Origin of the sequence: Vulcanisaeta souniana JCM 11219 (assembly GCF_026000775.1) — an archaeon.
GTDB classification, from domain to species: Archaea; Thermoproteota; Thermoprotei; order Thermoproteales; family Thermocladiaceae; genus Vulcanisaeta; species Vulcanisaeta souniana.
Window position 1 is genome coordinate 98,057 of sequence record NZ_AP026830.1, and the last position, 12,322, is coordinate 110,378.

Below are 12,322 nucleotides of genomic sequence, written 5' to 3' on the forward strand. Positions count from 1 at the left end.
AATTAAACAACACCTAGGTCACTATGTCCATTAACCTACCCCTGCCCAAGGCATCCTTAATCTCAATGGCAATTCTCTCGCCCATATCAATGGGCTTATCAAAGTAGAGGGTGGAGTATGGACTTCCAACGCCCATGTAAACATTTGTTCCAGCGACGATCCTCCCGGAGAACTCGAAGACCACTATGCTCATGTCATCCCTGATGATTGATTCAAGGCTGAAGGGACCAATCATACCTGGTGGAACCAACTCGTGCACAGCCTTCACGAAGTCCTCCCCGTACCTCTGCACCGTGGGTAATAGCGATTCTCTTAGAACCATTGGTAAGTTCCCGACTACCACGAACGTAGGCTCCTCAAACCCGAAGACCCTACCGTCAACATTACTCTCATACCTAATGTCCATGCCCATGATCTCAACCCTATCACGCATTCTCGATGTGAAGTAATGATAATAGGCGGGTACTCCAATGACATACTCCTGTATTATGAAGTCCTCCTTAATGCTACTTAACCTCCTAATGAGCTCATCTTTATCCCTGGCAATGAAGTAGCCCTTACCGCCCTTGGCCCCATAGAGCTTAACAATGACTGGACCATCCACCATACTTGGGTCATCAAATGACTTGGGTATTGATATTCCAGCATGCCCCAGGAGCTTCATCTTCAACCTCTGATCAGCCTCCCACCTAATCAGGTACCTATTTCCAAAGGTCGGTATTGGCATACTAATTGCCCTTCTCCAACCAACATACTCCACGTAACTACCGTGAGGAATAAACACCGTGTTCCTCTCAATTAAGTAATCAATTACCGACTCGAAGTCACTGAAGTCAACCTCAAGGACTTCATTAATGAAACTGAAACGCTTGTAGAACCATGCAGTTGATGGCTTGGCCACGGCTATCGTGTAGAAGCCAAGCCTACTGGCGCCCCTGAGTATCTGTAACGCAGTGTGACTGGCCACGGTGGCCACACTGACTCTATCCAGGTCGTAATTTCTTATTATTGACTCAATGTTCACGTTCACGTAACCACCTCCTCAAGCTTACCCTGCTCAACTGCCTCCCTGATCTCAATGGCAATTCTCCTACCAATGGATATTGGATTACCGAAGTATAGCTTACTGTATTGCGAGCCTATTCCCATGTGTATGTTCGTGCCACCGCCGATCCTGGGCGCCACGTCATAAACCACCAAGTCCAATTCAGGGGTTACCATGAACTGCAATGTGAAGGGCCCAATTACGCCAGGTGGGACTAACTTCCTGGTTGCCTCAACGAACCTATGCCCAATCTCGAAGACTCTCTCCAGGAGACTTTCCCTTATTGTGGCCATCTCATGCCCAACCTCTATATACCTAACATCCACGTCAATGTCCAATTGATCCCTAGCGGGAATCCTAAACACACCATCAAGGTTACTTTGAATCCTCCTGTCGAAACCGTGCAATTCAAGCCTATTCCTAACCCTGGACAGGAAGTAATTGGCATTGAAGTGGGCCCCTATTATCAACTCCTCTATCGACGCGCCATCCAAGTCCTCGGGCCTAATAATGCCCCTATCAATTAACTGCCTAGCCTTCCTCATTAGGTCATCTCTATCCCTAGCGATAAAGAAACCGCGCTCAACGCGCCTGGAGGCCTCGGGAAGCTTCACCATGACCGGCCTATCAACATCCTCAGCACTGGGGAAGGTTCTCGGTCTCCTAATCCCGGCCTCATCAAGTAACCTATAGTAATTCCTTGGACCGCTCCTCTCCTCCCAACGCAGTAAGTACCTATTGCCAAATATTGGTATTGGGAATTTACCCTCTATATTGTCGTAACCCACGTAAACCGCGAAGGACCTATTCGGAACAAACACTGCATTTGAATTCCTAAGGCTGGAAACAGTATCGTCGCTGACCATCATCCTAAAATCATCAAGCACAATCAACTCATTAATAATAGGAAACTCCCTATACGGTAACTCCCTACCCCTCTTGGCGATGGCTATGGTCCTAAAACCCTCATCTCTAGCACCATCAAGGACATCCAAAGCCGAGTGACTTGCCAAAACCGCTATGGAGTGCGTAAGCCCCATTAACACATTTAATAAAAGAATCCTTATAAGCCTATTGCAGCCCAAACATACATGAATACCGAGATTGTTTAAAAAAATGATTAAACAAAATCCAACCCCGAGTCCCACCAACCCACAAAAATCACTGGACAAAATTAAGCTAAGCCTGCAATGCTATGCAGTGCAGGTATTAGTATGGCATTGAGGTATCTTGATCGGTAAGTCCATTAAAAATGATCGAGAGCCCGTCATTATAACAAATAAGATTGGTAAATAGAATTAGGATTATAGCCCCGAGGTCCCAGCACGCCGGTTTCCCGCGGCCTCACGGACCGCAGTACTCCCGTGCGCGGCAAGGCGTTTCACTTCCGGGTTCTGGCGAGTCCGGGTGGTGCCACCTTGCCTATGGCCGGGTTACCTCGGTTTGGCCGTTATGCCATGCTTGACCTAGGTTTTTAAGCTCTTCCTCCCTAAGTCCCAACTTGGCCCTAACGCAGTGCATAATATGCACCCCTCTTCCTGGGTTTATCATACGATTTTCATACCGCCCCTTAGTGCTGGCCTTTTATAATGGGTGTGCATGCCTGTTTGCTTGTCCTGTTGGGTCCGCGTTGGTTACACGTAGTATGTAAAATAATGTATTAATTAAGGGTTCTTGGGCCGTTAATTAATGAAGAGAGTCGCCATTGTAGGTGCGAGCTTCGCTGGCGCTGAGGTCGCCAATAAACTTGCTAAGAGATTGAGATGGGAGTTGGCTAGGGGTGATGTGGAGATTAGTGTGTTTGATAAGGATAATGATTTCCTTGTCCAGGCGATGTACCCGCTCATAGTATTTAACTCATTAAGTGAGGAGCATGCCAAGTGGAGGAAAAGTGAATTGCTTGATCCTCGTGTTAAGTTTTATCATGGACCTAGGGGTGAGTTGGTAAGTATTGACCTTAGGAATCGGGAGTTGGGGTTTGCTGATGGGAGTAAGTATAACTATGATTACCTCGTTATCGCCACGGGGGCTGAGTTTGCGCCGCAGGAGGTACCTGGATTAATGAAGGATTATCACACGTTCTTCACGTTGGATGGCGTCTTGGAATTAAGGGATATTCTCTCGAAGTTTAGTAGGGGTACGATCGTGGAGTTGTTCGTGGATTTACCCATAAAATGCCCAATAGTTCCCTTGAAGTTCGGGTTATTGCTTGATTCATACCTTAGGGACAGGAATGTTAGGGGTAATGTTAACATAAAGCTCCTTTACCCAATAGATTACCTGCATGCCCAACCTGAGGTTAATAGGCTTGGTAAGATAATGTGTGAGCAGAGGAATATTGAGTATATATTTAGGTTCATGGTTTCTGAGGTGAATGCCGAGGAGAAGGTTGTTATTAGTGATAGCGGCGAGAAGATAAAGTATGACCTACTAATAACAATACCACCCCACAGGGGCGCCAGGGTATTCAGAGACTCAGGGCTTGGCGACCCACTTGGCTTCCTGCCAGGTGATAAAAACACCCTGAGGTATCGAAAGGGTAAGGAAATATACGAGGAGGTTTACATAATTGGTGATGCAACCGCATTACCAGTTACTAAGGCTGCATCAGTGGCGCATTACCAGGCAGATGTTATCGCTGAGAACCTAGTTTCCGACATACTTGGGACTGGGCCTAGGAAGATTTACAGAGGTGAAGACATATGCCCAATGCTCACAGACTTATATACACATGAGGGCAGGGGTAGGGCGTGGCTACCCTGGTGGAACTACACTGTTAATGAAACACCGTTCATCACAACGAGGTTTGGGTGGTGGTTTTTGAGGGCATTTTACATGACTTTACCTGCGGTGGTGAGGGGAGGACTATGAGCATAAAGATCCCAAGTAAGATCCTTGAGGAGAGAATAAAGGATGCGGATAAGGATAAGGCGATAATGGACCTCATGGACCAATTAATCATATTGCATGAGTCGGGGGCGCTGGACACAATCGTGGACCTAGCCCTCACCTTGAAAGACGTGAGCAGCGTGATCACTGATGATATGTTCGATAACATGGTAATAATGATACGTAACCTACTCGAGACCATAAATAATATTGTGGGTAATCCAATTATTAAGGTAATTGCGGATTCAATAAACGACCCAAAGATCGATAGGGCAATAATGGAGTTGGAAAGCAAGGATATAAGTCTGGCAAAGGTCATAGGCATGCTTAGGGATCCCGACGTATTACGGGGCGCGTACGTATTACTCACGTTGGTAAAAGCCATAGGCGCAGGATCCAGAGAATATCTCAAGAACCACTCAAGGTAAGGTAACGCTTTAAGGGCCTCATTGTAATTTACTTAATACCTTAATGTCCTTTTGAACCCATTAGTCATTAATGAACTAGGTCTGGGTAGTACTCACGTAGAACCCTCTTGATGTCCACCCTCGGTACGAAGCTCAGTATTGCACTCAGGCTGACTAGGTAGAAACGCTCCTTATCTGTGTTGTACATATCGTATACCTGGGAAAACCTGGCCTTGAACTCATCATACTCCTTCTCATCTATCTCCTTACCTCTTGGGTCATTCGCGAAATCCACCAGATCCCTAACATCACTGCCAAATAACCAACCGTTTACACCATCAGTTATTAACTCAACGGCGGCTCCATCCCTCGAGGATATGCTCGGCACTCCATTTATTGCAGCCTTCATGAAACTCGTTCCACTGGCCTCCCACCCAGGGAATGGCGTGAATAGTAATACGTCAATGCCCTTGAGTATTGTCTTGGCCTTATTAACATCATAGTCATGGATATAGACCACATTCTTATACTTCCTATGCAACTCCCTGAACTTCTTCATGTAGATTAAGCCGTCCTTATCCATGGGGTGCGATTTGCCGCCAAGGATAAAGATAACGTCGTTAAACTCCCCCTCCTCTATTAACCTAGTCACGAAGTGCGGTCTCTTATAAAGCGTCATCCTCCTGACCCACGCGGTTATGAAGGCATTGTTACTCAGATCAATGGACTTGTATGACCTAATTAATCCCTGTAATTCATTCCTCAACCTTGCCTTTATTAGCCCCAGGCCCTCCCTAGTTAATAGGCCCTTCTCGTATAGCATCCTTATCTCGGGATCCATCCACCTGTTAAGGTCTACACCATTCGTTATGAACCGAGCCTTGCTAATGAATTGGGGTATCACCTTCTTCATTATATCGTAGTGCTTCGACGACACCATGATCACCTCCCACGCCATGGCAGCACCAATGCTTGTCAAGACCACGGGATCCTCAATAAACCTATAACCGGTCTCCTCCTCAAACAGTTTATTTGGGAAGGACGGGTGGCCCCAGGGACCGGGCGTATGTATTATCAGCCTATACCTACCTGGTATTTTTAGTGTTATTGGTACCATGGCTGCATAGGCCTCCTGCAAATCTATGTACTTAACATTCTCCAGCCCAACATTCCTCCTTATGAATTCCACGGCGCCCTTGGCAAGGAATATGTACTTCAGGAACTTCTCCTCAATACCACTCTCTATGTATACCCTATCAACTAACCTAAGCGCCCAACTGGGGCTCCTTGGCTCCAGAAACACCGCATGCGCTGAGCCTAGGCGGTATTCCCACGCATTGACCTCCACCTCCTCACCCCTCAGTTTCACAGTGAATGTGTCAACCAACCTTAATGAGTCAAGGAAGGACTTGGGTTGCGGCTGCGGTTTTGGTATTGGGTCATCACCTTCATTAAAGTCGTAATCAACATAACCACTCCTATAAAGCAGGGTTATTACGTAGTAGTTAAGACCTAGTGCTGCGGCTCCATAGAATTTATCACCCTCAAGGACACCAAGGCCGCCTGCGTAGGTGTACCCCATGTCTAGGGCTAGGTCTGGCGTTATACTTATTATTACAGCCACATCACTAGTCATACTGGGTACCCATGAAAACGAAATTATTAAAGTTACTGCGCAACCAAACCTGGGTTTATTTGCGGATCACGTGATCAATAGTGGCATTAGTATTACTAATATAACTAATATAAGCGCCCTTGAGACCTCGAGTGTGAAACCATACAGATCACCAACGGCGCCACCGAGAACTCTCTGGATGACCATAAACAACAATAAACACAGAACCAATGTTATTAATGAGGCTACTACACCCATGGTACCAAGGAGTAAGTAAATAATCACAAAGCCAACCACTGTTGATGTAATCACTAAATGACCATTCTCCTTACTGTACCTAGTTAATAACCAACCCAGGCCCTTATAACCAGGTTCCCTACCCACCAATCCACATAGGCAGCATGATGCCTTGGACACAATCTCGGCGGCGAATAACGACTGCCATAGAACACTCACCAGGTTGGTTGATGCAGAGACCGCTATTATGATCAATAGCACTACCATGGCTATTGACGCGGAACCCCTATGTGGGTCCTTAAGTACCCTAATTCTATCCTCAATTGAGCCCCTAACCATCAGTGCATCGATTACATCAGCAAACCCATCAATGTGATTAAGTCCCGTCAACATGAGTACCGCTGCGTATGATACGGATGCTATGAGTAGATCACTGTGCACAACATCCCTAAGGTAAAAACCAAGAAGCCCAGGCAGTAACCCAGTTATTGGTGGTACGATTATTACCGCGAACCATGAACTCTTCAACGCGCTTGATACATCGTGAGAACCACCAATGGGTATTACAGTAAAGAACGTAATTACTGCCCTCAGGTCATTAATGGCATCACGAAGCCTCAGTGAGACCACCATACTGCCCAAGTTTACTTCCCTATTTAAGTAAGTACATTCAGTAAGGCTTATGTTACTATCATTCGATCAAGCCTCTCGAGCATCATCATTGGCAGTACCACATGGGTTTACTTATTAAGTTTTTATTGCCGTCACTGGATTTATCGAGAACAAAACTTTTTATTCCCGCAATACTGTGGTGGGCTTGTCGATGGCCATGGCACCGATGAGGTTTATGGAGGATATAATCATATTAGTGATTACCTACGGTTTGATAGCCCTTAGGGGCGTGGGAAGAATTAATGTACAGCCTTGGGCCGCCATGCTGCTGGGCGCGGCACTTACTGTGGTACTTGGTGTTCTAACCCCAGGCCAGGCCCTGGCCTCTATTAATCTTAACGTGATCCTGTTCCTAATATCGATATTCACGATATCATCCGCACTCGAGATCAGCGGATTCTTCAGTTACCTGGCATATAGAATACTCATTAGTAGCCGTGGGATGAGGAAACTATTATTCAGGGTGTTTGGGTTATCCGCCTTCCTGGCGCTCGCCCTTTCAAATGACGGCATAGCCGGGGCCTTCACACCCGTTATAGTGTCCATGAGGAGGCAGGCCAAGATCGACGTAAAGCCACTATTGTATGCCCTGGCCTTTGGTGTAACAATAGGCAGTGTGGCGCTTCCTGTCGGTAATCCACAGAACCTGCTAATAGCCCTGGAGTCAGGAATGCCAAGGCCCTTCATTGCATTTGCGGTGTACTTGTTACCGCCAACTATAATTAACGTATTAATAACATACCCATTGCTCCTGTTGCTATTCCGTAATGGCACTAATGATATTGTGATAGAGGAGGTTAGAAAACCCGAGGAGTTACTCGTTAATAGGAGGCTTGCGTACATGGCCCTCGCGATACTGGTAATACTGATACCGCTTTACTTCATAACGGACATATTCAACGTGAGTCCGTATTTAACACCAGTAACACTCACATTCACAGGTGCATCAATAATATACCTACTGGGTGGCAGCGATAGGAGGAATATTGCGCATAATGTTGATTGGACCACCATACTCTTCTTCATAGGGCTATTCATAGTTAGTGAGGGTGCCCTTGAGTCGGGAGTGCTCAATGCGCTGGCCCATTACCTACCACAACCTACAACATTGCTTGGAGTCTTCATATCGGGCCTACTCCTTAGTCAGGTTATTAGTAATGTACCCATGGTGGCCCTCTATATACCACTAATGAGGGAGTTGGGTGTGGCATCCAGTAATTACATGGTGTGGATTGGACTTGCTGCGTCAAGTACAATAGCCGGTAACCTGACACTGATTGGGGCAGCCAGTAACGTGATCATAAATGAGGCCAGCGAGAAGAGGGGTGGTGAGGGATTTGGGTTTCTCGAGTTCATGAAGTACGGCGTCCCCGTCACCATAATCAATACCGCGATATACTACGCATGGTTAAGCTACATACACCTGCCTCTGGGTTTCTAAGGGTCTCTGTTTTTCACTGGTTATTGGACAAAATGTTTTTAAACCATAATAATGCTGGTGTCATGGAGATTGAAATGCGTGTTTATGGCATTGCAATATTTGAGGTTAATAAGGACCTCGATGTCGCTATCCTTGACCTTGAGAACTCCGGGTTGCATAGACTTGAGTACATGGAGATTGACCCAGACCTAGCTGCCTATCTGGACATGGCTGAGGAGGAGTTCAGTGACACGCTTGGTAAATACAGGACAATCAAGGACTTCGTCTTTGAGTATGAGAACGAGAGACTCGTCCTCATTAGGTTCTTCATGCAAGGCAAGCGTGTTAATAAGGTACTCCTCGTAAGTCTCAGGGCCGGCACACTAAGGAGCATCGTAAGGAGACTAGAGAATGTTGGATGGAGCAGGTTATTCATGTTCGAAATAAAGAAATTAATGAGGAGTGTTAAGTACACTGATCACTGAGCCAGGCAATCATCCAGTTCCCTGCTTAGGTTAAGTATGAAATCGGTATCCAGTGTATCAAGCCAATCAACAACGCCTATGACGGGTACTCCAACAGTTAACTGATTGACTATGTGGTTTGCTACTTCATGAGCATCCTTATTCGTGGTATCAACCTCTATCACCCTATCTCTGCCAAATACATCAATTGCCAGGTTTAGTGGGGAACCTACGACTTCAGCAAGCACGTTCTCAACAATCTTACAACGAGGCCAATTCCTCTTTAGTAATCTATCCATGACTTGCCTTGGGTCGAGCCTAAGTACTATGCACCAATCAATTAGTGATTTATCGATTAGGTTAATGGCCACTGTATCGATTATATACGATCCGGCACCGCCTAGGTCCTCCCTTATTAACTCACGTGCCTTAACCTCATCGATCACAAGGCTAGTCTGTAGCTCTGGGTCCCACTTGAGCACTGGTCTTATGATCTCGTTAATATCCACCACCGGTGCATCATACGCCTTTGATAGCTCTATGGCTACCGTGGTCTTCCCAACACCTGGAGTACCTGTTACCACTAAACGAACCATTTTAATTACCTATGGTTTAATGCGCCTTATGTCTCGTGGGAATGGCACTGCGTCTCTAATGTGCTCGAGACCGCAGATCCACATGATCAGCCTGTCAATACCAAGCCCAAAACCTGCGTGCGGTACTGAACCATACCTCCTTAGGTCTAGGTACCAATCATAGTCCTCAGGCTTCAAACCGAACCTCTTAATCTTGCTAATCAACTCCTCATAATCATAGATGCGCTCACCACCGCCAACGATCTCCCCATAGCCCTCAGGGGCAAGTACATCAACGCTTAGAGTGGTTTCTGGCCTACTTGGATCATTCCTATGGTAGAATGCCTTGATCTGCTCAGGGAAGTGGTGAAGCAGTATTGGCTTATCAAACTGCAGTGTTAGTACCCTCTCCTCATCAGCACCTATGTCATCGCCCCACTTAATGCCCACTCCCTTGGACTGAAGTATGTTGATGGCCTCGTCATAACTAACCCTTTGGAAAGGCGGTTTAACATTCTCAAGAACCTTAGCATCCCTATTCAACAATTTCAATTCATCCTGCCTTTCCTCAAGAACCTTATTAACAATATATGTTATTAAGTCCTCAAGTAGGTTGAGCAACCCGTCGAATTGCAACCAAGCCTCCTCAGCCTCGGCATGCCAAAACTCGGTTAGGTGTCTCCTAGTCCTTGAGGGCTCAGCCCTAAAACTGGGTGCTATGGTGTATACCCTCTCCAGGGCATAGATCAGGACCTCTAGGTAGAATTGGGATGACTGGGTTAGGTAAACGTCCTCCCTGTCGAAGTACTTAACCGGGAATAAGGTGGAGCCGCCCTCAACAGCTGCTGACACGAACATGGGCCCCTGAACCTCATAATAACCCCTAGACCTAAAGAACTCATGAATTGCACCAAATACGGTATGCCTAACCCTGAGCACCGCCCACATTTTCCTGCTCCTAATCCAAAGGTGCCTGACGTCAAATAGGTACTCGCTGTCTGCCTTAGCGGCGTCTTCGTTTATCGGGAACGCATAACCGGCGTAGTACCAGTTAATGCTCTTAACGTGGATCTCTGCACCGCCAGGAGCCCTTGGTTCCCTCTTGATTACACCAGTCAGTACCAATGACGACTCTACATTTAACTTTGAGGCAATACTCGACAGGTCTTGGTCAGACTTATTAATTACCGCCTGAACTATGCCGCTTCCATCCCTAACCACAAGAAATATTTTATCCCTTAACTCCCTCTTCCTGTAGATCCAGCCTCTCACGGTAACCTCGGTTCCCTCACTTAGATTGAAAACGTCCTTTATACTCATTACCTTATTACCTATTAAAATAGGTCACAGGTACTTGAGAAGGAAAGTACCAGTTATAAAACTTACCTTTATGACTGTTGCTCGGCTGACCTCGATGAGTAAATTGCATGAACCACCAGTTTCTCGCCGTCCTTGGGACACGTATCCTCAACAACCTTACCAATGTAATCCCCAACCCTAAATGGTATTACCTTTGAATAACCGCAGCGGGGGCACATAAGCACCTCGAGCTCACTGGCGGTGGACATCGGTGAGCCCTTCAATTCAGCCTCTTCCTTAGTTTGCGAAAGCATTTCTTTAATTACCCTGTAGTACCTGGTGTTCATTATTATGCCTATCAGTAGTGCAACCACGAAGATCGCTAACCCCACCACCGTTATGTAGTAGTACTCGAAACTCACCGCAACAATAGGTACTAAGCATTTAAATAAATTACTTACTGGGCGACACCACCCGTGTTACCAACACCAATCAGTATTACCTCCTCACCCTCCCTGACACTCTCCCTAATGACCCTCTTAACCCTCTCCACAGCCTCATTAACGGCATTCTCCACGTCCTTGGACATCGCAGATAACGCCTCAGGCAACCCCATCTTAATCAACACGGCATAGAGAGGTATGTCGTATTTACTAGCCGTCCTCTCAATGTTAAATCTCTCAACACCAATGCCACCCATGGCAACACCTATACCCTCTGCAATGGAGCCCGTCTTCTCACCCTCAAGCTTTAATGCCGCATCTACGGTAATTATCAACTTAGGCCTAACCCCAACCCTCTCCACTAGGTATGTTATTCCATCATCAAGACTACCAACTGTGCCCCCAGGACCCCTTGCCTTAATGACGTATACCCTCCTACCCTCAAAGTTGCAAAGGCCTATGTAGGTATCCCTAACGTTGTGCGTTATTTCGGAAGCGCCGGAGCAACTCCTCATGAACCTATATACGGTTAGGGGACCGGCTGCATCACCAACTGGTTGTCCCTTTAGGAACGTGGATATTGCCCCATTGAGCGCGTTTACATACTCCTTAATAATTGGTAACAACATGTAGACCTGAAGCATTAGGTATGGATTCTTGTACTTATTGCTCAACTTATAGTAATGCATAATTACCTTGTATATATAGTTTAATTCCCTCAAGCCATCAACTGCATCAACCACATTCTGCACGAGTGGCTTATCGACGCTCGGCAATAATGTCTTTATCGAACTCTCCAGCTTCTCATTATACGTCGTCACCAATAACTTAAGAGTCCTCATGAGCCCAGTGGGCTCCGCATTCACAGGCTCTATCACCACAAATTCCATCAAATCCTGCACGATTTTCTCAATATTACCCCTATTTGTTGGCTGGGGCGAACCGTTTGACTTCAGTAACTGATCAATATGGCTAATAACCAGGTTAACATTGTTAGTTATTAACTTACTTAGGCTGGTGAGGAAGTTGCCCACGCTGTATGAAAACCACATTATTGACATGTAATTCTGGAAGTAGGGCGTGAGGAATAGTATTAGTATTACGATCCAGAGTATTGTGGAGATCAAATTCCAAAAACTGCTTTGGCTACTTCCCAATCCAACCTGCAGTAGTATATGTTGTAAAACCACGAGTATTCCCATCAATTAGCAAAGGCAAGGACTAGCTTTAAAAACATTCTGAGCATGATTAGGCAT

The 12,322-nt window shown here is 46.2% G+C and carries 12 protein-coding genes and 1 rRNA gene; 4 read left to right on the forward strand and 9 right to left on the reverse strand.

Features of this window, described 5'->3' with window-relative positions; all coding sequences use genetic code 11:
• Nucleotides 1–13 precede the first annotated feature (13 nt).
• The 3 genes from Vsou_RS00490 to rrf all read right to left on the reverse strand — a co-directional run bounded on the left by Vsou_RS00490 (nt 14) and on the right by rrf (nt 2,481).
• Nucleotides 14–1,018 (reverse strand): formate--phosphoribosylaminoimidazolecarboxamide ligase, encoded by a 1,005-nt coding sequence (locus Vsou_RS00490; RefSeq protein ID WP_188603535.1) that lies wholly within the window; start codon nt 1,016–1,018, stop codon nt 14–16.
• Nucleotides 1,019–1,026: 8 nt separating this feature from the next.
• Nucleotides 1,027–2,085, reverse strand: coding sequence for a formate--phosphoribosylaminoimidazolecarboxamide ligase family protein (locus Vsou_RS00495; protein WP_188603482.1), 1,059 nt, complete (start codon nt 2,083–2,085; stop codon nt 1,027–1,029).
• Nucleotides 2,086–2,360: 275 nt separating this feature from the next.
• Nucleotides 2,361–2,481, reverse strand: a 5S ribosomal RNA gene (gene rrf / locus Vsou_RS00500).
• A 253-nt stretch (nt 2,482–2,734) separates the two neighbouring features.
• On the opposite strand from rrf, the gene Vsou_RS00505 reads away from it, so the two are divergent.
• Together Vsou_RS00505 and Vsou_RS00510 are read left to right on the forward strand one after the other, a co-directional pair.
• The gene (locus Vsou_RS00505; RefSeq protein ID WP_188603483.1) at nt 2,735–3,916 is read left to right on the forward strand and encodes an NAD(P)/FAD-dependent oxidoreductase; all 1,182 of its coding nucleotides are present in this window, start codon (nt 2,735–2,737) and stop codon (nt 3,914–3,916) included.
• On the forward strand, nt 3,913–4,362 hold the full coding sequence (locus Vsou_RS00510) for a helical membrane plugin domain-containing protein (RefSeq protein ID WP_188603484.1): 450 nt from the start codon (nt 3,913–3,915) through the stop codon (nt 4,360–4,362). The genes Vsou_RS00505 and Vsou_RS00510 overlap by 4 nt, the downstream gene beginning before the upstream one ends.
• Before the next feature lie 67 nt (nt 4,363–4,429).
• On the opposite strand, the gene Vsou_RS00515 is transcribed toward Vsou_RS00510, so the two are convergent.
• Both Vsou_RS00515 and Vsou_RS00520 read right to left on the reverse strand, forming a co-directional pair.
• On the reverse strand, nt 4,430–5,977 hold the full coding sequence (locus Vsou_RS00515; RefSeq protein ID WP_188603485.1) for a glycogen/starch/alpha-glucan phosphorylase: 1,548 nt from the start codon (nt 5,975–5,977) through the stop codon (nt 4,430–4,432).
• 66 nt (nt 5,978–6,043) lie between these two features.
• Nucleotides 6,044–6,823, reverse strand: coding sequence for an adenosylcobinamide-GDP ribazoletransferase (locus Vsou_RS00520; RefSeq protein ID WP_229709846.1), 780 nt, complete (start codon nt 6,821–6,823; stop codon nt 6,044–6,046).
• 193 nt (nt 6,824–7,016) lie between these two features.
• On the opposite strand from Vsou_RS00520, the gene Vsou_RS00525 reads away from it, so the two are divergent.
• Together Vsou_RS00525 and Vsou_RS00530 are read left to right on the forward strand one after the other, a co-directional pair.
• Nucleotides 7,017–8,306 (forward strand): ArsB/NhaD family transporter, encoded by a 1,290-nt coding sequence (locus tag Vsou_RS00525; protein ID WP_229709853.1) that lies wholly within the window; start codon nt 7,017–7,019, stop codon nt 8,304–8,306.
• Nucleotides 8,307–8,368: 62 nt separating this feature from the next.
• Nucleotides 8,369–8,770, forward strand: a complete 402-nt coding sequence (locus Vsou_RS00530) for a hypothetical protein (RefSeq protein WP_229709847.1) — start codon at nt 8,369–8,371, stop codon at nt 8,768–8,770.
• Here Vsou_RS00530 and Vsou_RS00535 read toward each other — a convergent pair.
• The 4 genes from Vsou_RS00535 to Vsou_RS00550 form a co-directional block, all read right to left on the reverse strand.
• Complete coding sequence (locus Vsou_RS00535; protein WP_188603487.1) at nt 8,764–9,345, reverse strand: adenylate kinase family protein; 582 nt, start codon at nt 9,343–9,345, stop codon at nt 8,764–8,766. The genes Vsou_RS00530 and Vsou_RS00535 overlap by 7 nt on opposite strands.
• A 9-nt stretch (nt 9,346–9,354) precedes the next feature.
• The gene (asnS, locus tag Vsou_RS00540; RefSeq protein ID WP_188603488.1) at nt 9,355–10,644 is read right to left on the reverse strand and encodes an asparagine--tRNA ligase; all 1,290 of its coding nucleotides are present in this window, start codon (nt 10,642–10,644) and stop codon (nt 9,355–9,357) included.
• A 68-nt stretch (nt 10,645–10,712) separates the two neighbouring features.
• Nucleotides 10,713–11,045 (reverse strand): hypothetical protein, encoded by a 333-nt coding sequence (locus Vsou_RS00545; protein ID WP_188603489.1) that lies wholly within the window; start codon nt 11,043–11,045, stop codon nt 10,713–10,715.
• Nucleotides 11,046–11,080: 35 nt separating this feature from the next.
• Nucleotides 11,081–12,268, reverse strand: a complete 1,188-nt coding sequence (locus tag Vsou_RS00550; RefSeq protein WP_188603490.1) for a DUF1512 domain-containing protein — start codon at nt 12,266–12,268, stop codon at nt 11,081–11,083.
• Nucleotides 12,269–12,322 lie beyond the last annotated feature (54 nt).